Genomic DNA, 19,349 nt, shown 5'->3' with positions numbered 1-19,349 from the left:
ATTTACCGCTACGAGCGTACCAAGTGACGCAAGGGGCGGATGACCGACGCGGAGCGGACCGAGCTGGTCGCCGATCGGCCTCGACGGCCGCCGGCACCTGGTCCCCCCGGCGCTTCGTGCGGGCCCACCAGCGCGGCTACCCGCCCCCGCCGCTACGGCGGCGGTCAGAACTCGTAGGGGTCGGCCGGGGCCGGTACGGCCCGGGCCTCGCCGACGACCACGGTCGGCACCACGTCCGCCCGGCCGGCCGCCGAACCCGGTTCGACCGTGCCGCGCACCTCCAACCACGTGTCCGGGGGCAGTGCGGCCAGTGCGGTGGCCGGGGCGCCGGTCAGCTCCACGACGTTGACCCGGGCATCGGCGGCGCAGCAGAAGATGCTCAACCGCGCCAGCTCCACCCCGCCCGCCTCGCCGGGCACGGTGAACCCCACCAGCACGACCTCCCGCCCGTCCATCGAGCCCCGCTCCCACACGGCCCGCTTGACCAGCTCCGCCACCGACATCGTCGCCGGCCCGTCGGGCAGCGGCTCCAGCCCGGGGACGCCTCCGGCCGGGGGGCTCGCCGGCGCGCTCACCCCGCCCTGGGCCACCGCGTCCGCGCCCAGCGCCGGTGGCGCCACCAGGGCCAGCACCAGCACCGGCGCCAGCAGCAGCCACGGGACGTGCCGCTCCACGGCGCCGTGAGCGTGCCCGTCGCCGTGCCCGTGCGCGTCGGGCGAGGAGCGGACGTCGCGGAGCACCGCCACCGCGGCCAGCACCACCATCACCGCTCCGGCGCCGATCAGCAGCCAGCGGTGCCCGGGGCGGACGTAGCGCAGGTAGGTGTCGTCGGCCGCGATGCGCAGCAGGGCCGCGCCGAGCAGGAACAGCAGCGCGTGCTGCGTCGTGCGGCCCATCACCGCGCCCCGATCACGAGCAGCCCCGCGCCCACCGCGCACAGCACCGCCACGACGAAGGTCGCCGGGGCGAACCGGGCGGCGAACCCCCGCCCGAACGCCCCCGCCTGCAGGGCGATCAGCTTGACGTCCACCGCCGGCCCGACGACCAGGAACACCAGCCGGGGCAGCAGCGGCAGCACCGAAAGCGAGGCCGCCACGAACGCGTCGGCCTCGCTGCACAGCGCGAGCAGCACCGCCAGCACGGCCAGCACCAGCACGGCCAGGACCAGCTGCCCGGCCAGCGCGTCCAGCCACGCCGGCGGCACCAGCACCGAGAGGACCGCCGCCACCAGTGCTCCGACGACGAGGAACCCGCCCGCGGAGACCAGGTCGTGCCGGGCGGTCTCGGCCAGCACGGCCCACCGCCCACCGCCCACGGCCGGCTCGACCGCGCGCCGGGCCCGGTCCGCGATCCACTCCGCCCGTCCGACCCGCTGCCACAGCCAGCCCATCACGCACGCCGTGGCCAACGACCCCAGCCCCCGCGCCACCACCATCCCCGGCTCGCCCGGGAACGCCACCGCCGTCGCCACCAGCACCACCGGGTTGACCGCCGGCGCAGCCAGCAGGAACGTCAGCGCGACCGCGTCCGGCACGCCCTGCCCGATCAGGCGCCGGGCCACCGGCACCGACGCGCACTCGCAGCCCGGCAGCGCCATGCCCGCCACCCCCGCGACCGGCACCGCCCGGCCGGGACGGTCCGGCAGCACCCGGCGCAGCACCGCGGGCGAGACGAACGCCGCGATCGCCCCGGACAGCAGCACCCCGAGCACCAGGAACGGCAGCGCCTGCACGCACACCGCCACGAACACCGTCGCCGCCGTGCGCACCACCGGCGCCAGCAGCACCTGCTCCAACCACGGCCGGGCCAGGATCGCGACCACCAGCACCAGGCAGAAGACGTGCAGCGACGTCACCCCGGTGCGGCGCACGACTGTGGTCACGGGCGCGGATCCTGCCACCGCACCCGGCCCCGCCGGGCCCGAACCGCGCAACAGGGCGGTGGGAGCACGACCACCGGACGACGGGCGTTCACGGGCTTCTCCGGGGAGTCGGGCAGGACGTCCTGCTGCACAAACGACAACCGTTATCGTTGCAGCCTAGCCCGCGGACCTTCCCATGCCGCGCGGCGCCACCCGTCGTGCCGACCCGGGGGCGTCAGGCGATCTGCGGGAGGACGACGACCTTCCCGGACAGCGCGCCCGCCGCGGCCTCCTCGTGCACCCCCGGGCAGCTCGGCCAGTGGCACCCGTCGACCGACGTCGACGCGCAGCTCACCGCGGTCGACCATCGCCACCAGGTGGGACAGCTGCTCGGGGTCGCTGCGGACGAAGACGTCGACGCCGCGCACCCCGCGCTCCTCGTCGGCGGGCGCGGGCATCCAGACCGTCGTGTTCACCACGACACCGCCCGGGCGGACCAGGGCGGCCAACGCCGTCAGGTCCGCCCGATCGACGGGGCGAGATTGAGCACGACATCGACCGGCTCGGTCACCGCCGCGGCGACCGAGGTGGTGGCGTGGTCGACGACCGCGTCGGCACCGGCCGACCTGGCGCGCTCGCTGCTGCGCGGACCGGCCGTGGCGATCACGTACGCACCGGCCCCCTTGGCCAGCTGCACGGCGTACCCGCCGACCCCTCCGCCCGCGCCGTTGATCAGCACGCGCTGCCCGGCCGTCAGCTTCGCGTCGGGCTGCTCCACATCCTCGTAGCGCAGGACGCGCGGATCGCCGTACTCGTGGAAACGCACTGCCTTCATCGGGGCCTCGTCATCGGTAGGGTCCGGTGCTGCACAGAAGTGCTTCGAAGTCGAAGCAAGGAGACCTCGGTCATGCACCACCCACCGGAGTCGGTCGACCCCGTCCGGCTCGGCGCCTACTTCGCCCTCATCGAGGTGACCAGCCTGCTGCGCCACGCGATCGAGCAGCAGCTGCGCGAGGCGGCCGACCTCAGCTTCGTCCAGTTCCAGATCCTGGCCCGCCTCGATCTGCACTCGCCGACGGGCAGCCACCGGATGACCGACCTGGCCGACGCCATCGTCCACAGCCGCAGCGGCCTGACCTACCAGGCCGGCCTGCTCGAGAAGGCGGGGCTGGTCACGCGCACCCCGACCCCGGACGACGAGCGCGGCACGACGGTCACCATCACCGACGCCGGACGCGCGCTGCTCGCGGAGATCATGCCCGGGCACACCGAGGTCGTCAGCCGCCTGCTCTTCGAGCCGCTCTCGCACACCGACGCCGAGACCCTCGCCGCCCTGCTGGCGCCGGTGCGCGACCACATGCGCTCGACGCCGCCGCGCTCAGCGGCGCCTCGTCGGCGCAGAGGCGCGCGCCCGAGCAGGTGACACCCGCCACGCTCATCCGCCTTCCAGGAGTGCGCTGATCCGGCGGATGACGTCCCGCTGAGCCGGGTTGTAGAGCTCCTGGATGGCGGCGACCGCCGTCTCGGTGACGAACCGCGGGCCGCGCGGGGCGGTGGTGTCCGGCGCCATCAGGTCCGGGTGCGCGGCCCGCATCCGGCGGACGTGCGGGGCCATGCGTTCGGCCAGGTCCTGGCGCACCCCGTCGTCGGCGTCGGCGGGCAGGGAGTCGAACACGTCGTCGGTCGGGTCGCTCGGCGCGGTGCGCAGCATCTCGGCGTAGGCGCCGACGTGCTCGGGCCCCATCACCCGGATCATGACGGCCACGAGCGACCGGTCGGCCTCCGACAGCCCCCGCCGCGCCGGCCACCGCAACGATGTCGGGTGGCAGATCGGCCGGCGCGTGGTGGCGCAGGATCAGACCGAGCTCGACGCGCGCCCGCCGCAACCGCTCGATGCCATCTGGCCATCCCACACCGTGCCGCAACGGCATGGTCAAGGATCGGTGGTCGCCGAGCGGGAGCACCCCGCGGTCAGCGCCGCTCGCGCAGCCGGACGAGCACGACCATGCCGATGGTGACGGCGACGAGGATCAGCAGGGACGCGTCGCCGGTGTCGGTGGAGCGGTCGAGCGGGAAGGCCCCGCCCCCCGCCATCAGCGTGTTGACGGTCGTCGTCAGGACGTTGTTGGCGATGTGGAACGCGACCGGCGCCTCGACGCCGCGGCTGATGATGGCCATCAGCCCGGTGCAGACGCCGATCACGACGTAGTACCCGAACAGCCACGGGTCGGTCGAGCCGTGGACCACGGCGAAGGCCAGGCTGGAGACCACGAGCCCGACGGCCAGGGCCGGGCGGACCGCCCGCACCCAGGACGCGGCGGCCGGCAGCACGGCGCTGCGGAACATCAGCTCCTCCCCGGCGGCCTGGATCGGGGTGGTCAGGATGATGATCACCAGCATCGCGATCGTCGTGCCGGTGACGGCGAAGGTGGTCCAGCCGGGGGACTCGGGTGCGACCAGCGCCACGGCACCGATCCCGGCGCCCACCAGCAGCGCCGCGCCGAGCAGGTACCGCGCCAGGCGGCGGGCGTCGAACGCCCGTGGTGAGCTGATCAGGCTGCGCCACGGCGCCCCGGTCGTCCACGCCAGGAGCAGGATCGCCAGCACGCCCGCCGCGCCCACGCTCAGGTTGACGGCCAGGAACTTCAACGGGGTGAAGGTGGCCGCCAGCGGGTCGTCGCTGCCCTCGACGACGGCGACCACGTGGTAGAGCAGGATCTGCAGGCCCACCATCACCAGCGCCGGCCCGGCGATGACCACCAGTGGCGTCCACCAGCTCATGCGGAGGTGGGCGCCGAAAGGCCGGGAGCCGTCGACGGCCGAGCGGGGGCGTCGCCGCACCAGGGTGCTCGGGCTGCGCGGAGCCGGGGGGGTCGGGGGGATCGTCGCGTCTCGGGGATCGTCGGGTCCTGGGGGAGGCATCGGGAGGTTCCTCTCGACTCGGATCGGTTGCTGCGCCTCCGAGCGGACACCATGCCCCCGCGGCACCCTCAAGTCGCCGCGGCTCCTGACCGGTCCCGACGCTCCCGCGTCTGCTTGACCGTGCCGCGACGGCACGGTGTGGGGTGGACCCATGACCGCCGCCCCGCCGCACGCACCGACGCCGGAGATGATCGACGTCGAGGAGTTCTTCGCCGACCCGCGGTTCTCCAACCCGTCGCTCTCCCCCGACGGCACCCGGATCGCCTACCTCGCCCCGCACCGGGGACGGCGCAACATCTGGGTCCGCGGGGTCGACGAGGACCACGACGACGCCGTCCCGGTCACCCACGACGCCCGCCGCGGCATCACCACGTACCACTGGACCGACGACCCCCGCTGGCTGCTCTACCTGCAGGACACCGACGGCGACGAGGACTGGCACCTCCACCGGGTCGACCTCGACGCCCCCGACGCGCCCGCCGTCGACCTCACCCCGATGGGCCCGGGGGCGCGCGTGGTGGGCGTGGAACCGCTGCCGTCGGCGCCGGGCGACGTGCTGGTCACGATGAACCGGCGCCCGACGTTCTTCGACGTGTTCCGGGTCGAGGTCGCCACCGGCGGGACGACCCTGCACCGGGAGCAGGACGACCCGACCGCCGCCGTGCTGACCGACCGCCGGGGCGAGCCCGTCTTCCGGACCGCGCTCGCCCCGGACGGTGCCGTCGAGGTCTCCGCGATCGACCCGGGCACCGGGCGAGAGCGGCTGCTGCGCCGCCTCGGCGGCGCCGAACACCCGATGGGCGTCCATCCCCAGCAGGTCACCGCCGACGGCCGGCGGCTGCTCGTCGGGTCCTACCAGGGCGGCGACGACCTGCGGCTGGTCCGCATCGACCACGAGACCGGCGAGGAGACGGTGGTCGCCGCCGTCGACGGCCACGACCTCGAGATCTCCGGCGCCATGCTGCCCGGGGTGCTGCCACCCCCCGTCTACACCGACCGGCGCACCGGGAAGGTGCTCGCCGCCCGCTTCGTCGACGACCGCCCGCACATCGAGGTCGTAGACCCCGGCTTCGCCGAGGTCTACGCCGAACTGGCGAAGCTCTCCGACGGCGTGCTGGGCACCCTGTCCTCCGACGAGTCCGGCCGGCGCTGGATCGCCACCTTCGGCCACGACCGCGACCCCGGCGCCTCCTGGTTCTACGACCACGCCACCGGGCGGAGCCGGCTGCTGTTCCGCGCGTTCCCGGACCGGGACCCGAACGCGCTGGCCCCCATGCGGCCCGTCGGTTTCCCCGCCCGCGACGGGCTGCCCCTGCACGGCTTCCTCACCCTCCCGGTCGGCGTCGCGGCGCGGAACCTCCCGCTGGTGCTGCTGGTGCACGGCGGCCCGTGGTACCACGACAGCTGGGGCTACAGCAGCGACGTGCAGTTCCTGGCCAACCGGGGCTACGCGGTGCTGCAGGTGAACTTCCGCGGCTCGCTGGGCTACGGCCGCCGCCACGTCACCGCCGCGATCGGCGAGTTCGCCCGCGCGATGCACGACGACCTCATCGACGCCGTCGACTGGGCCGTCGCCCGGGGCTACGCCGACCCCGGCCGGATCGGCATCTACGGCGGCTCCTACGGCGGCTACGCCGCGCTCCTCGGCGTCACCACCACACCCGACCGCTTCGCCGCCGCCGTCGACTACGTCGGCGTGTCCGACCTCGCCCACTTCCTGCGCACCCTGCCCCCGTTCACCCGGGCGTTGAACGTGAACAACTGGTACCGCTACCTCGGTGACCCGGAGGTCCCCGAGCAGGAAGCCGACATGCTCGCCCGCTCGCCGATCACCATGGTCGACCGCATCACCACCCCCCTGCTGGTCGCCCAGGGCGCCAACGACGTCCGCGTGGTCAAGGCCGAGTCCGACAACATCGTCGCCGCACTGCGCGAGCGCGGCGTCCCGGTCGAGTACCTCGTCGCCGAGGACGAGGGCCACGGCTTCGCCAACCCGGAGAACCGCGTCCGGCTCTACCGCGCCATCGAACGCCACTTCGCCGAACACCTCGGGGGACGTCGCACCGAGGAGAACTCCTGACGTCCACCGGCACCCAGGCCACCCGCCGGGCACGCGCGCCGCTGTGAACGGGAGCACCCGCCCTTGCGTGTGCCGCAGCGGCACGGTGTTGCGTGGGGTCCACGCCCGGGGCGACCGCGCCCCGACCCGATCGGAGGACCGATGACCACCGCAGCGAGCCGCAGACCGATCCCCGACCTGGTCGACGTCGAGGAGCTGTTCGCCGATCCGGAGTTCGCGGACCCCTCGATCTCGCCCGACGGCACCCGCATCGCCTACCTCGCCCCGCACCGCGGGCGGCGCAACGTCTGGGTCCGCGGCATCGACCAGGACCACGACGCCGCCGTCCCGGTCACCCACGACACCCGCCGCGGGATCACCGGCTACTACTGGACCGACGACCCCCGCTTCCTGCTCTACCGGCAGGACACCGACGGCGACGAGGACTGGCACCTCTACCGGGTCGACCTGGCGGACCCACAGCTCCCCGCCGTCGACCTGACGCCGCTGGACCCGGGGTCGCGCGTGTTCGCCGTCGACCCGGAGACCACGGTGCCCGGCACCGTGATCGCCTGGATGAACCCCCGCCCGCTGTTCGTCGACGTGTTCCGGATCGACGTCACCACCGGCGAGACCACCCCGCTCGTGGAGCGGACCGACCCGACCGAGACGTTCTACGTGGACCGGACCGGCCGCGCGACCTGGTTCCTGTCGCGGGACGCGGACGGCACCCACGAGATCTCCGCCGCCGATCCCGACACCGGCACCAGGCGCCGGCTGCACCGCGTCGGCGGTCCGGAGCACCCGTTGGGGATGCTCCTGGTGCCCCTGCCCGACGGCAGCGCGCTGCTCGGCGACTACCAGCACCCGGACGGCTTGATCGGCGACGACCTGCAGCTGGTGCGGCTCGACCGGGAGACCGGCGAGCGGACCGTGGTCGCCGCCGTGGAGGGCCACAGCCTGGACACCCTCAGCGCGGCGGTGGACACCCTGCCGCCCACCTACTTCGCCGACCGCCGCACCGGCGAGCCCATCGCCGCCCGCTTCACCGGCGACCGGCCCGTCATCGTGCCGCTCGACCCCCGGTTCGCCGAGGTCCAGGCCGCCCTGGAGAAGCTCTCCGACGGCGTGCTCGGCTGGGTGCAATCGGACCTGGCCGGGCGGCGCTGGATCGCCACGTTCGTCCACGACCGCGACCCGGGCACGACCTGGCTCTACGACCACGTCTCCGGCGAGGCCCGCCTGCTGTTCGGTGGCCGGCCGCAGCCCGACCCGGCCGATCTCGCACCGATGACCCCGGTCGGGTTCCCCGCCCGCGACGGCCTGCCGCTGCACGGCTTCCTGACCCTGCCCGTCGGCGTCGAGCCCGCGGGCCTGCCGCTGGTGCTGCTGGTGCACGGCGGACCGTGGATGCACGACACCTGGGGCTACAACAAGGCCGTGCAGTTCCTGGCCAACCGCGGCTACGCCGTGCTCCAGGTCAACTTCCGCGGCTCCACCGGCTACGGGCGCCGCCACCTCACCGCGGCGATCGGTGAGTTCGCCGGCGCGATGCACGACGACCTCATCGACGCCGTCGACTGGGCGATCGCCCGGGGCTACGCCGACCCCGACCGGATCGCCATCGTCGGCGGCTCCTACGGCGGCTACGCCGCGCTCGTCGGCGTGACCGTCACCCCGGACCGGTTCGCCGCCGCCGTCGACTACGTCGGCATCTCCGACCTGGCGAACTTCCTGGCCACGCTGCCACCGTTCGTCCGCGCGAACATGACCAACAACTGGATCGCCTACGTCGGCGACCCCGACGACCCCGCCCAGCTGGCCGACATGCGGCGCCGCTCCCCGATCACCATGGTCGACCGGATCCGCACCCCGCTGCTCGTGGCCCAGGGCGCCAACGACGTCCGCGTCGTGCAGGCCGAGTCCGACAACATCGTCGCCCCGCTCCGCGAGCGCGGGGTGCCGGTCGAGTACATCGTCGCCGAGGACGAGGGCCACGGCTTCGAGAACCCGGAGAACCAGGTCGCGCTGTTCCGGGCGATCGAACGGCACCTGGCCGAGCACCTCGGCGGGCGCCGGGCGTGACGGCCGCCAGGCGGAGCCGGCGCAGTTCCACGACCGGCGCATCGCCCGCCGCGCCCCCTGAAGGAGAACCGTGTTCACGAAGTACAAGCGGCGCCGGCAGCTGTCGAAGGTCAAGCCCGGCGACGGGAGCGCGCTGCCGCGGTACCGCCTCTGGCAGCTGTTCTCGCGCTCGCTGTTCGCCCTCGAACTCGCCGCCCCGTCCGGGCGCCACCTCTTCGCGGTCGACGTCCGCCACGGGCGGGACAGCTCGTCCAGCAAGCGGCCCGCCGCGCTCTACCGTGACGGCCGCCAGGTGCACGTCGCCAACCTCCCGGTGACGTTCCCGGTACCCGGCGGCGTCATCGAGGTGGCCACCAGCCTGTACGGGGTCAAGCGCATGCACTACGTCGGTGACGACGGCCGCGAACAGGTGCTGAGCCCGCACCCGCGTTCCGCGGAGGGTCTGCGGGCCCGGTTCGACCGGCGGTTCCCCCGCACGAGCGCGGTCATCGGCGCCGTGGGCCTCGTCGTGCTGCTGGTGGGACTCGCGGTCACGTTGTCGGTGGCCGTGGAGCAGATCACCCGGATCGAGGTCGTCGCCGCGCACCTCGGCACGTTCACCTCGCCGGTCCAGCTGCCCGGGTGGGCGCAGTTCGCCCTGCCCGCCGCCGGGGCCCTCGCGGCCGTCGACCGCGCGCTCCGGCTCAAGAGCACGTGGATGGCCGACTGACCGGCGGCCCGCGACGCGCGGCCGCCGCCGGGGCGGAGGCGAACCCCGCCTCGCCCTCGACGCGTCGGTGGGGAGTCCGGTCGGAACCGTTCGGCTACCGCCCCACTCGTTGCTCCAGGGCGGCGAGCGCGGTGCCGCACCCGTCCTCGGCCGCCATCGCCCGTGCGGCGGCGCGCACCGCCGCGGGATCGGGCAGCGTGCCGAGCGCGGTGCCGAGGCGGGCGGCGGTGAGCCGGCGGACGGGCACGGGAGCGGCGCTGAAGCCGCGCCGGTGCAGCAACGCGCCCCAGAACGGCTGGTCGGCCAGGAAGGGCACGCACACCGACACGACGCCCGCGCGCACCGCGGCGTGCACCGTCCCGGCCCCGCCGTGGTGCACCGCGGCCACGCAGCGCTCCAGCACCTCGGCGTGCGGCACCGCCTCGCGCACCAGCACGTCCTCGCCCACCAGGTCGGGCGGGACCCGCAGACCGCCCCAGCCGGTGACGGCCAGGAGCCGGCGCCCCGATGCGCGGACCGCGGCGGCCACCGCGGCGCCTCGCGCCGAGGCGTCGCCGAGCGCCATCGAGCCGAATCCCGCGTAGACGACCTCACCGGACCCGAGGAACGCGTCGAGATCGGCGTCCAGGACCGCGCTCCCGGCGCCCACCGGCTCGAGCCAGGCGCCGGTGATCTGCGTGGTGCCCGGCCAGTCCCCGGGTCGGGGCAGCAGGGTCGGGCTCACCGGGACCAGCGTCAGCGCCGGTCCGGGGACCTCACCCCGGACCGGTAGCCCGAGATCGGCGCGGATCTCCCGCAGGGGTCCGGCGAACATCGCGCCGGCGCCGGCCACGAAGCGGTAGGTGAGCGGGTTGAGCCGGCCGAGGTCGCGACCGGTGACGCCGGCGGCCGGGAACTGCCGGGTCGGGGTGATGGTCGGGACGATCTCGACGAGCACGTGCGGGATCCCGAGCCGGGCGGCCGCGAGCGGCGCCGAGAGCACCTTCGGGTGGTGCACCAGCACGTCGGGCCGGTAGCTCAGCGCGGCGTCGGCGGCCGACCGCAGGAACCCGGCCATCATCGGCCGGATCACCGTGCGGAAGGACCGCATCGCCGCCCACGCCGACGCCCCTTGCGCCCCGACGAGCGCGGAGTAGTCGCCGTCCAGGCCGGCCACGTCCAGTCCGGCGGCCTGGACGTGGCCGACGAAGTCGCCCGTCACCGCCACCCGGACCTCGTGCCCGGCCGACTGCGCCCGCCGGGCGAGCGCGATGAACGGGTCGACGTCGCCCCGGCTGCCCGCGGTCATGAACATCATCCGCATCGCGGACCTCCGTCGGTCGGTCGGGCTCCGCCGGTGACGGGGCCGAGAGGTGGTCGTCGTTCCGCCCGAGCACGGCCGGGCGGGTTCACCGGCTCGCCCCGTCGGGGACGAGCCGTTCCAGCTGCGTCACGGCGGCGCCCACGCCGTCCTCCTCACGGATCCGGTGCCCGAGCTCGGTGGCCGCCGCGCCGACCGCGGTGTCGGACAGGGCGAGGCGGAGGGCGGCGGCGAGCCGCTCGGCGCTCAGCCGCCGCTGCGGGACCGGCGGCGGGGCCACGCCGAGGTCGTGCATGCGCCGGCCCCAGAACGGCTGGTCGGCCACGAACGGGCAGATCACCTGCGGGCGCCCGGCGGCCGCGGCGGCGCCGGTGGTTCCGGCCCCGCCGTGGTGCACCACCGCGGCAACGTGCGGGAGCAGCAGGTCGTGGGGCACCTGCTCGACCGCGATGACCCCCTCAGGCAGTCGGTCGGGTCGCAGCCCGCCCCAGCCGGTCGCCAGGATCGCGCGCACGCCCAGCCCGGCGACCGCGGCCAGCACGACGGCGGCCGTGCCGGCCGGGTCCGGGCCGGCCATGCTGCCGAACCCGACCAGGACCGGCGGTTCGCCGGCGGCGAGGAAGGCGGCGAGCTCGGCCGGCAGGTCGGTGGCGGCGGGCAGGAACCAGTAGCCGGTGGTGGTCACGCTCGGCGGCCAGTCGGCCGGCGGGCGCACCACGTGCCGGCTGACCGCGTTCAGCACCGGCGCCGGCCGCCCCTGCGGGGTGCGCAGCGGATCGTGGCGGCCGCGCCGGCGCGCCAGCCCCAGCGCCTGCTCGCGCCACCGGTCCACCACCCGGCCGAACATCACCTCGGGGGCCTTCATACCGCGGAACGACGCCCGGTTCAGCACCCCGGGCAGCCCGACCGGCAGGGACAGCCCTGGCCAGGGGAACTCCCTGGTCGGCACGTACATCGGCAGGGTGAGGGCGAGCACGGCGGGAACCCCGAGCAGCTCGGCCAGGTGCGGCGCGGCCATGATCTGCCCGTTGTGCACCACCACGCCGGCGCCGGCGCCGGGACCGGTCGTCGCGATGGCGGTGGCGTCGTCGAAGATGCGGGCGAACGCCGCGGGCATGGACCGGGCAAGCGCGAGCCTCGCCCGGAGGCCGCCGCTCATCGCGCCCCCGTCCCCGCGCGCGGCGTCCATCGACCGCAGCGGGCCGTCGTCCACCGGGGCCAGCGCCACGCCGTGCTCCGCGGCGAGTCCGGCGAACCGCCGCGGTGCGGCCAGCACCGGCTCGTGCCCCCGCCCCCGCAGTTCACGAGCCAGCGCCACGAACGGCTGGACGTCGCCACGGGTGCCGAACGTCATGATCAGGACTTTCACTCCGAGCCTCCAGGGCAGCGGCGAACGGTCGTGCCGACCAGGCTTCCCGGCTCCCCACCCACTCCGTCGCTGCGGAGTGGGACGACTGAAGCTAGCATGCCTTCAGAGAATTCTGAACATTTGGAGGCGGCGAAGGATGGCGACCCCGAGCGACTCCCCGCAGGCTGCGACCGGCCTGCCCGAGGCGGGCGAGCACCTGGCCCTGGCGCTGACCCAGGCCGGGATGCAGCGCATGATCGCCCGGACGCTGGCCGCCTTCCTGTTCAGCGACCGCGAGTCGGTCACCGCCGGCGAGCTGGGACGCCAACTCGGCGCGAGCGCGGGCTCGATCTCCGGCGCGATCACCATGCTGCGCACCGTCGGGCTGATCGAGCAGGTGCCCGCGCCGTCGAGCCGCCGCGACCACTACCGGATGCGCCCCGATGCCTGGGCCACCCTCATGACGAGCAAGAACGCCATGATCGGCCTGATGCGGGAGATCGCCGACGCCGGCCTGAGCACCGTCCCGAGCGACGGCCCCGCCGCGGCACGCCTGCGCCGGATGCGCGACTTCTACGCCTACATGCTCGCCGAGCTCCCCGCCCTGATCGAGCGGTGGTACGCGACGCAGCCACCCGACGACCAGGCCCAGCGCCCCTGACGACCCTCCGGATCCGCGCCGGCGAGACGTCCGCGAACGGACAGATCCGCACCGCCTCCGCGGCCATAGCGTGGCCCCGTGCGCATTCTGATCACCGGCGGAGCCGGGTTCATCGGCTCCCACGTCGCCGACCGGCTGCTCGCCGACGGCCACCAGGTCGTGCTGCTCGACGCGCTGCTGCCGCAGGCGCACGGCGCGGACCCGGCGGAACCGGTGCTCGGCCACGAGCTGGTCCGGGGCGACGTGCGCGACGCCGACCTGCTGGCCCGGCTGCTGCGGGGCGTGGACGCGGTGTGCCACCACGCCGCGATGGTCGGCCACGGCCTCGACCCCGCCGACGCGCCGGACTACGCCACGCACAACGACCTCGGCACCGCGGTCCTGCTGGCCGGCATGCACGCCGCCGGGGTGCGCCGGCTGGTGCTGGCCGGGTCGATGGTGGTCTACGGCGAGGGCCGCTACCACTGCCCCGAGCACGGGCCGGTACGACCCGGGCCGCGGGCGGCGACCGACCTCGACGCCGGCCGCTTCGAGCCCCGCTGCCCGACCTGCCGCGGCGAGCTCGTCCCGGGGCTGGTCGGCGAGGACGCCCCGATCGACCCGCGCAGCACCTACGCCGCGACCAAGGCCGCGCAGGAGTTCCTGGCCGCGGCCTGGGCCCGCCAGACCGGCGGCACGGCCTGGTCGCTGCGCTACCACAACGTCTACGGGCCGCGGATGCCCCGCGACACCCCCTACGCCGGGGTGGCGTCGATCTTCCGGTCCGCCCTGGAGCGGGGGGAGCCGCCGCGGCTGCTGGAGGACGGCCGGCAGCGCCGCGACTTCGTGCACGTCACCGACGTCGCCGTGGCGAACGCCCGCGCGCTGGCCACCGATCCGCCGGCCGGGGCGCTCACCGCGGTCAACGTCTGCTCCGGCGAGCCGCACACCGTCGGCGACCTGGCCCGCGAGCTCGCCGCGGCGAGCGGCGGGCCGGAGCCGGTCGTGGTCGGCGGCGCCCGCCCCGGCGACGTCCGGCACGTCGTGGCCGATCCGTCGCGCGCCGCCGAGCTGCTCGGCTTCCGGGCCACCACCGGGTTCGCCGCCGGGATGCGCCGGTTCTCGACCGACCCGCTGCGGGCGCCCGCCGCCGGGTCGAACGTCAGAGTTCGGTAAGCCCGCGGCACCGCCGTCCGGGCCGGTCGCGGCCGAGGATCGACGGCATGGACAACCCCCCACTGATCGTCCTGCCGTGCCTCGACGAGGCCGACGCGCTGCCCGCGACCCTCGCCGCCCTGCCCGTCGGATGGCCGGTCCTGGTCGTCGACAACGGCTCCACCGACGACACCGCCGGGGTCGCCCGCGCGGCGGGCGCCCAGGTCGTCCGGGAGCCGCGCCGCGGCTACGGCGCGGCCGTCCACACCGGACTGATGGCGGCCACGACCGAGCTCGTCGCGGTCCTGGACGGCGACGGCTCGCTGGACGCCGCCGCCCTGCCCGCCATGGCCGCCGCGGTCGCCGACGGCCGCGCCGACCTGGCCGTCGGGCGGCGGGTGCCCGTCTCGGCCGGGGTCTGGCCGTGGCACGCGAGGGCGGGCAACGCCGCCCTCGCGGCCCTGCTGCGCCGCCGCGGGCTGCCGGTGCACGACATCGCCCCCATCCGAGTGGCCGGCCGGCGGGCCCTGGTCGAGCTGGGCGTGCTCGACCGCGCCTTCGGCTACCCGCTCGAACTGCTGCTGCGGGCGGGCGCGGCGGGGTGGCGGATCGCCGAGACCCCGGTCGCCTACCGGGCCAGGGCCGGTGGACGGTCGAAGGTGTCCGGGTCCGTCCGCGGCACGCTGCGGGCCACCCGCGACATGGCCGGGCTGCTGCGATGACCGCGCTGGCCGATGAGCCGCTCGCCGGACGCGCGGCCACCGGGCCCGCGGCGGCACCGAGCACGGTGGTGGTGCTGGCCAAGGCCCCGGAGCCGGGGAAGGTCAAGACCAGGCTGTGTCCGCCGGCCACGCCGGCGCAGGCCGCCGACCTCGCCGCCGCCGCCCTGCTGGACACCCTCGACGCGGTCCGGGCCGTGCCCGGCGGGCGGGTCGTCGTCGCGCTGTCGGGCCACCGCCGGGCCGCCGCGCGCGCCACCGCCGTCGCCGGGGCCCTGGCCGGGGTGGCGGTCGTCCCCCAGCGGGGCACCGACCTGGGCCACCGCATCGCGGCGGCCCACCTGGACGCGGTCGCGCTGCGGCCCGGGACGCCGGTGGTGCTGGTCGGCATGGACACCCCGCAACTGCGTCCGGAGCTCCTGGTCGAGGCCGCCGAGCACCTGCGCGGGGACGCCGACGCGGTGCTCGGGCCGGCGGCGGACGGCGGCTGGTGGGTGCTCGGGCTGCGCGACCCGCGCCGCGCCGCGCTCGTCCGCGCGGTTCCGACCTCACGGGCCGACACCGGTGAGCGCACCCTGCGCGTGCTGCGCGGCGCCGGTCTCCGGGTGGCGCTGCTGGCCGAGCTGCGCGACGTGGACACCGCCGCGGACGCCGTGGCGGTGGCCGCCGAGGCCCCCGGCACCAGGTTCGCGGCCGCGGTCGCCGGGGTCGCGGCGCTGCACGCCGCCCGGCCGTGGTGACCGCCCTCGGCGCAGCGCCCGCCTTCGACCCGGCGCTGGACGGCGCTCCGGCGCACATCCTGCGCAGCGACGGGGCGGTGGTGGAGCTGGCGGTCGCCCGCTGGCACGACGCCGCCACCGTCGAGGACGGGTGGCTGCTGGACCGCTGCACCGGGCCCGTGGTCGACCTGGGCTGCGGGCCCGGCCGGCTGGTCGCCGCGCTGGTCGCGCGCGGCGTCCCGGTGCTGGGCGTGGACCAGTCGGCGGCCGCTCAGCGGCAGTGCCGGCGGCGGCGGGCCCCGATGGTGCGCCGCGACCTGTTCTCCCGGCTGCCCGCCGAGGGCTGCTGGGACCACGTGCTGCTAGCCGACGGCAACATCGGCATCGGCGGCGACCCGGTCCGCCTGCTGCGCCGCGCGGCGCGGCTGCTGGCGCCCGGCGGCACCGTGCTCGTCGAGACCGACCCGCGGCCGGACCTGCTGTGGTCGGGCACCGCCCGGATCCGGACGTCCGCCGGCACCGGTCGTCCGGTGCCCTGGGCGTGCGTCGGCGCCGACGCGCTGGCCGGCCTGGCCGGCGCCGCCGGTCTGGTCCGCACCGCCCGGCACGAGGGGCCGCGCAGCTTCGCCGAGCTCGGCGCCGCGCCACCCGCCGGACGCCCGCCCGGCCGCCGGACGGCGGGGAGGCCCACATGACCCGTCCCGACGCCGGGTACGGCCGCCCCGCCCGGTTGTGGCGGGCGCTGGACCGCGCCCGGCCACCGCTGCCCCGCTTCCGCAGTCCCCTGCGCGGTCCGTGGCTGACCTCGCTGCTCGGGCTGGTGCTGCTCGTCGGGCTGCCGATCGTGGTCGTCACCGGGCTGCTCGACCGGGTCGCGTACGGCGCCGCGCCGATCCCGGCCGACGTCGGGTTCCTGCAGCTGCCGCCGTTCGACTGGCCGACCTCCCCGGCGTGGTTGTTCCGGCTCACCCAGGGCACGCACGTGCTGCTGGGGTTGGTCCTGGTACCGATCGTGCTGGCCAAGCTGTGGTCGGTGGCGCCGAAGCTGGTGGTGTGGCCGCCGGCCCGCTCGGTCACCGACGCCCTGGAACGCGCCACGGTGCTGCTGCTGGTGGGCAGCATCCTGTTCGAGGTCGTCACCGGGGTGCTGAACATCCAGTACGACTACGTGTTCGGCTTCGGCTTCTACGCCGCGCACTACGTCGGGGCGTGGGTGTTCACCGGGGCGCTCGTCGCGCACGTGGTGCTCAAGCTGCCCCTCATGGTCCGCGGCCTGCGCTCCCGCTCGCTGCGCGCCGAGCTGCGGACCCCGACGAGCGGGTCGGAGGACGATCCGGACTCCGACCTCGTCGCCACCGACCCGCGGCCGGCGACGATCAGCCGGCGCGGAGCGCTCGCTCTGATCGGTGGCGGGTCGTTGCTGGTCGCGGGCCTGTCGGTGGGGCAGGTGCTGGACGGACCGCTGCGCGGGACGGCGCTGCTGCTGCCCCGTGGGCGCACCACCGCGGCCGCCGACGGGGGCCCGAACGACTTCCCGGTCAACCGCACCTTCGTCGCGTCCGGGATCGACCCGGCCGCGACCGGGTCGGCCTGGCGGTTGGAGCTCTCCGGCGCCGGCGCGGTGCGGCTGGACCGGGCCGCGCTCGCCGCGCTCGCGCAGCACACGGTGGCGCTGCCGATCGCCTGCGTGGAGGGCTGGTCGACCGAGCAGAGCTGGACCGGGGTGCGGCTGCGCGACCTGGCCGCGCTGGCCGGGGTGCCCGAACCGGTGGCCGCGGTGGTCGGCTCGATCGAGCAGGGCCCGTTCGCGCGGGCCGAGCTGCACGCCGGCCAGGTGCTGCACCCCGACTCGCTGCTCGCGCTGCGGGTCAACGGCGCCGACCTGTCCCCCGACCACGGGTTCCCGGCCCGCGTCGTCGTGCCGGCCCTGCCCGGGGTGCGGTGCACGAAGTGGGTCCGCACCATCGAGTTCCGGAGCGTGCGATGAGGCTGGTGCGCCCCGCCGTACTGCTGCTGTGCCTCGCCGTGGCCGGGTACGCCGCGACGATCGTGCTCGACGACCCGGGGCTGCCCCGGATGCTGGTGTGGTTCCTGGCCGCCGTCGTCCTGCACGACGGCGGGCTGGTGCCGCTGTACTCCGGCGCGGACCGGGCCCTGCTGGCGCTGGCCCCGCGCACCCGGGTACCGCTGGTCAACCACGTCCGGGTGCCCGCGCTCGGCGCCGGTCTCACCCTGCTGCTGTTCCTGCCCGGGATCATCGGCCAGGGCGGCGACGCGCACCTGGGCGCCACCGGCCTCGACCAGCAGCCCTACCTGGGCCGCTGGCTCCTGCTGGTCGCGGCCATGGCCGCGGTGTCGGCGGCGGTGTACGCCGTGCGGCTGCTGCGGGCACGCAGCGCCGTCACCACACGGTGAGCAGCAGGTGGTTGACCAGCAGCGCGAGCCCGGCCTGGGCGGCCAGCCACCGCCGCGCCCGGGGCAGCAGGGCGCACGGGACGGCCAGCCACACCACGAAGGGCAGCCAGATCCGCTCGACCTCCGCCTTCGACAGCCCGGACAGGTCGGCGAGCAGCACCGCGGCCAGGCCGCCCGCCGTGAGGAGCAGGACACCGACCGGCACGGCGCGCGGCGCGGCCAGGAGCCGGCGCACACCGGCGCACACCGCCGGCCCGGCGGCGAACGCCACCGCGGCCAGGTTCGCCCACACGAAGTAGGCGTACGGGCGGGCCGCCGCCGCGCTGGCCGCGTAGATCACCCCGGTGCGCTGCAGCCCGGTGAACCACCAGAACCCGGCCGCGGTGAAGGCGGCCACCACCGCGACCGCGCCGAGCACGGCGAGCCCGGCGGCCGACCAGCGCCGGGTGGCGACCACAACGGCCGACGCGATCAGTCCGCCGAGGACCAGCCCGTAGGACAGGTGCACCGCGACGCCGAGCAGGAGGCCGCCCGCAGCGGCCCAGCCGAGCCGACCGATCGCCCCGACGGCCAGCAGCGCGACGCCCCAGGCCAGCACCGCGGCGAACATCCCGTCCGCGGACACCCCGGCCCACACCGCGCCCGGGAGCAGCACGCCGAACGGCAGCACCCGGCGCGCGAGGTCCTCCCCGGCGAGCGCGCGGACCGCGACCGCTACCGCGACGCACGCCGAGGCTCCGACCAGGACCGTCACGATCCCGGCGGGGCCGCCCGCGCCGAGGCCGAGCCGGTCCAGCCCGACGTAGAACAGGAACGCCCCCGGTGGGTGCGCTGCGACGTGGGTGGTCCAGTGGCCCGGCTGGTCGGCGGTGACGACGAAGTCGGTGAACGTGCGCAGCATCGCCCCGACGTCGCTGACCCGCCCGACGTCGTTCAGGTACTCGTCGGCGCTGCTCAGCCGCGCGACCACACCGCGCTGCCAGCCGTCGACCAGCGCCAGCGACAGCGTCCAGGCCACCGCGGCCGCGTACCCGGCCGCGAGCAGGCCGCGCCAGCGCATCCGGCGCGCGAGCCCGGGCCCGAACACCACCACCAGCACCGAGGTCACGACCGCCGCCGGGGTGCCGGGTCCGACGTGCGGCAGCCACTGCGCCAGCAGCGGCGGCCAGCCGAGGTAGACCTCGTGACCGCCGCCGTAGGACAGCCTGCCCACCACCGCGGCCAGCACCACGAGGACGACCCCCGCGGCCACCACCGAGAGGTCCGCGACCACCCCGCGACGAGCGGCGGGCGGAGCGGGAGGCGGCGGCGTGCCGCGCAACGAGGTGGCCATGCGGCCACGCTAGGTACGGACGGTGCCGGGCCGGCTTACCGAGCGGTGACGTTCCGTCCACTCGCGCAGGTCCACGGGCTGGTC

General features: G+C 75.8%; 18 protein-coding genes and 1 pseudogene. 11 read left to right on the top strand and 8 right to left on the bottom strand.

Annotated elements, in window-relative coordinates; all coding sequences use genetic code 11:
• Window positions 1–164: 164 nt before the first annotated feature.
• From KDL28_RS36855 to KDL28_RS42325, 3 genes and pseudogenes are all read right to left on the bottom strand, one after another.
• Window positions 165–896, bottom strand: a complete 732-nt coding sequence (locus tag KDL28_RS36855) for a TIGR03943 family putative permease subunit (protein WP_252446120.1) — start codon at window positions 894–896, stop codon at window positions 165–167.
• Complete coding sequence (locus KDL28_RS36850) at window positions 896–1,882, bottom strand: permease (RefSeq protein WP_252446119.1); 987 nt, start codon at window positions 1,880–1,882, stop codon at window positions 896–898. The genes KDL28_RS36855 and KDL28_RS36850 overlap by 1 nt, the downstream gene beginning before the upstream one ends.
• A gap of 214 nt (window positions 1,883–2,096) precedes the next feature.
• A pseudogene (locus tag KDL28_RS42325) lies at window positions 2,097–2,621 on the bottom strand (zinc-binding dehydrogenase); the annotation flags it as partial.
• A 147-nt stretch (window positions 2,622–2,768) separates the two neighbouring features.
• Between KDL28_RS42325 and KDL28_RS36835 the strand changes: the two are divergent.
• Window positions 2,769–3,284, top strand: a complete 516-nt coding sequence (locus tag KDL28_RS36835; protein ID WP_252446117.1) for a MarR family winged helix-turn-helix transcriptional regulator — start codon at window positions 2,769–2,771, stop codon at window positions 3,282–3,284.
• Window positions 3,285–3,296: 12 nt separating this feature from the next.
• Here KDL28_RS36835 and KDL28_RS36830 read toward each other — a convergent pair whose 3' ends face one another.
• Window positions 3,297–3,605, bottom strand: a complete 309-nt coding sequence (locus KDL28_RS36830; RefSeq protein ID WP_252446116.1) for a hypothetical protein — start codon at window positions 3,603–3,605, stop codon at window positions 3,297–3,299.
• 227 nt (window positions 3,606–3,832) lie between these two features.
• The gene (locus KDL28_RS36825) at window positions 3,833–4,642 is read right to left on the bottom strand and encodes a CPBP family intramembrane glutamic endopeptidase (RefSeq protein ID WP_252446115.1); all 810 of its coding nucleotides are present in this window, start codon (window positions 4,640–4,642) and stop codon (window positions 3,833–3,835) included.
• A gap of 292 nt (window positions 4,643–4,934) precedes the next feature.
• On the opposite strand from KDL28_RS36825, the gene KDL28_RS36820 reads away from it, so the two are divergent.
• From KDL28_RS36820 to KDL28_RS36810, 3 genes are all read left to right on the top strand, one after another.
• Window positions 4,935–6,863, top strand: coding sequence for a S9 family peptidase (locus KDL28_RS36820; protein WP_252446114.1), 1,929 nt, complete (start codon window positions 4,935–4,937; stop codon window positions 6,861–6,863).
• Between the two features lie 141 nt (window positions 6,864–7,004).
• Entirely contained in the window at window positions 7,005–8,927 is a 1,923-nt protein-coding gene (locus KDL28_RS36815; protein WP_252446113.1) for a S9 family peptidase, read from the top strand.
• A 70-nt stretch (window positions 8,928–8,997) separates the two neighbouring features.
• Window positions 8,998–9,636: a hypothetical protein gene (locus tag KDL28_RS36810; RefSeq protein WP_252446112.1), complete on the top strand. Its 639-nt coding sequence runs from the start codon at window positions 8,998–9,000 to the stop codon at window positions 9,634–9,636.
• A 94-nt stretch (window positions 9,637–9,730) separates the two neighbouring features.
• On the opposite strand, the gene KDL28_RS36805 is transcribed toward KDL28_RS36810, so the two are convergent.
• Both KDL28_RS36805 and KDL28_RS36800 read right to left on the bottom strand, forming a co-directional pair.
• Window positions 9,731–10,939 carry a glycosyltransferase gene (locus tag KDL28_RS36805; protein WP_252446111.1) on the bottom strand — a complete coding sequence of 403 codons (1,209 nt, stop codon included), beginning with the start codon at window positions 10,937–10,939 and terminating at the stop codon, window positions 9,731–9,733.
• Window positions 10,940–11,024: 85 nt separating this feature from the next.
• On the bottom strand, window positions 11,025–12,290 hold the full coding sequence (locus KDL28_RS36800; RefSeq protein WP_252446110.1) for a glycosyltransferase: 1,266 nt from the start codon (window positions 12,288–12,290) through the stop codon (window positions 11,025–11,027).
• Window positions 12,291–12,441: 151 nt separating this feature from the next.
• Between KDL28_RS36800 and KDL28_RS36795 the strand changes: the two genes are divergently transcribed.
• From KDL28_RS36795 to KDL28_RS36765, 7 genes are all read left to right on the top strand, one after another.
• Window positions 12,442–12,945, top strand: a complete 504-nt coding sequence (locus KDL28_RS36795) for a GbsR/MarR family transcriptional regulator (protein ID WP_252446109.1) — start codon at window positions 12,442–12,444, stop codon at window positions 12,943–12,945.
• A 78-nt stretch (window positions 12,946–13,023) separates the two neighbouring features.
• On the top strand, window positions 13,024–14,100 hold the full coding sequence (locus tag KDL28_RS36790) for an NAD-dependent epimerase/dehydratase family protein (protein ID WP_252446107.1): 1,077 nt from the start codon (window positions 13,024–13,026) through the stop codon (window positions 14,098–14,100).
• Window positions 14,101–14,147: 47 nt separating this feature from the next.
• Window positions 14,148–14,801 carry a glycosyltransferase family 2 protein gene (locus KDL28_RS36785; protein WP_252446105.1) on the top strand — a complete coding sequence of 218 codons (654 nt, stop codon included), beginning with the start codon at window positions 14,148–14,150 and terminating at the stop codon, window positions 14,799–14,801.
• Window positions 14,798–15,538: a TIGR04282 family arsenosugar biosynthesis glycosyltransferase gene (locus KDL28_RS36780; RefSeq protein WP_252446103.1), complete on the top strand. Its 741-nt coding sequence runs from the start codon at window positions 14,798–14,800 to the stop codon at window positions 15,536–15,538. The genes KDL28_RS36785 and KDL28_RS36780 overlap by 4 nt, the downstream gene beginning before the upstream one ends.
• Window positions 15,532–16,212: a methyltransferase domain-containing protein gene (locus KDL28_RS36775; protein ID WP_252446102.1), complete on the top strand. Its 681-nt coding sequence runs from the start codon at window positions 15,532–15,534 to the stop codon at window positions 16,210–16,212. Before KDL28_RS36780 ends, KDL28_RS36775 begins: the two co-directional genes overlap by 7 nt.
• The gene (locus tag KDL28_RS36770; protein WP_252446101.1) at window positions 16,209–17,504 is read left to right on the top strand and encodes a molybdopterin-dependent oxidoreductase; all 1,296 of its coding nucleotides are present in this window, start codon (window positions 16,209–16,211) and stop codon (window positions 17,502–17,504) included. Before KDL28_RS36775 ends, KDL28_RS36770 begins: the two co-directional genes overlap by 4 nt.
• Window positions 17,501–17,932: a hypothetical protein gene (locus tag KDL28_RS36765; protein WP_252446100.1), complete on the top strand. Its 432-nt coding sequence runs from the start codon at window positions 17,501–17,503 to the stop codon at window positions 17,930–17,932. The genes KDL28_RS36770 and KDL28_RS36765 overlap by 4 nt, the downstream gene beginning before the upstream one ends.
• On the opposite strand, the gene KDL28_RS36760 is transcribed toward KDL28_RS36765, so the two are convergent.
• The gene (locus tag KDL28_RS36760; RefSeq protein ID WP_252446099.1) at window positions 17,919–19,265 is read right to left on the bottom strand and encodes a hypothetical protein; all 1,347 of its coding nucleotides are present in this window, start codon (window positions 19,263–19,265) and stop codon (window positions 17,919–17,921) included. The genes KDL28_RS36765 and KDL28_RS36760 overlap by 14 nt on opposite strands.
• Window positions 19,266–19,349: the final 84 nt, after the last annotated feature.

This window comes from Pseudonocardia humida (genome assembly GCF_023898865.1).
Taxonomy (GTDB): Bacteria; Actinomycetota; Actinomycetes; order Mycobacteriales; family Pseudonocardiaceae; genus Pseudonocardia; species Pseudonocardia humida.
The sequence above is the reverse complement of the archived record's forward strand: the minus strand, read 5'-3'. Positions and strand labels throughout refer to the sequence as shown.

Bases quoted from the DNA above. Each gene is read 5' to 3' on its own strand.
- KDL28_RS36770 (WP_252446101.1), top strand. From the start codon at position 16,209: ATGACCCGTCCCGACGCCGGGTACGGCCGCCCCGCCCGGTTGTGGCGG.
- KDL28_RS36825 (WP_252446115.1), bottom strand. From the start codon at position 4,642: ATGAGCTGGTGGACGCCACTGGTGGTCATCGCCGGGCCGGCGCTGGTG.
- KDL28_RS36785 (WP_252446105.1), top strand. From the start codon at position 14,148: ATGGACAACCCCCCACTGATCGTCCTGCCGTGCCTCGACGAGGCCGAC.
- KDL28_RS36855 (WP_252446120.1), bottom strand. From the start codon at position 896: ATGGGCCGCACGACGCAGCACGCGCTGCTGTTCCTGCTCGGCGCGGCC.
- KDL28_RS36835 (WP_252446117.1), top strand. From the start codon at position 2,769: ATGCACCACCCACCGGAGTCGGTCGACCCCGTCCGGCTCGGCGCCTAC.
- KDL28_RS36765 (WP_252446100.1), top strand. From the start codon at position 17,501: ATGAGGCTGGTGCGCCCCGCCGTACTGCTGCTGTGCCTCGCCGTGGCC.
- KDL28_RS36815 (WP_252446113.1), top strand. From the start codon at position 7,005: ATGACCACCGCAGCGAGCCGCAGACCGATCCCCGACCTGGTCGACGTC.
- KDL28_RS36760 (WP_252446099.1), bottom strand. From the start codon at position 19,265: ATGGCCACCTCGTTGCGCGGCACGCCGCCGCCTCCCGCTCCGCCCGCC.
- KDL28_RS36780 (WP_252446103.1), top strand. From the start codon at position 14,798: ATGACCGCGCTGGCCGATGAGCCGCTCGCCGGACGCGCGGCCACCGGG.
- KDL28_RS36800 (WP_252446110.1), bottom strand. From the start codon at position 12,290: ATGACGTTCGGCACCCGTGGCGACGTCCAGCCGTTCGTGGCGCTGGCT.
- KDL28_RS36805 (WP_252446111.1), bottom strand. From the start codon at position 10,939: ATGCGGATGATGTTCATGACCGCGGGCAGCCGGGGCGACGTCGACCCG.
- KDL28_RS36795 (WP_252446109.1), top strand. From the start codon at position 12,442: ATGGCGACCCCGAGCGACTCCCCGCAGGCTGCGACCGGCCTGCCCGAG.
- KDL28_RS36820 (WP_252446114.1), top strand. From the start codon at position 4,935: ATGACCGCCGCCCCGCCGCACGCACCGACGCCGGAGATGATCGACGTC.
- KDL28_RS36830 (WP_252446116.1), bottom strand. From the start codon at position 3,605: ATGGGGCCCGAGCACGTCGGCGCCTACGCCGAGATGCTGCGCACCGCG.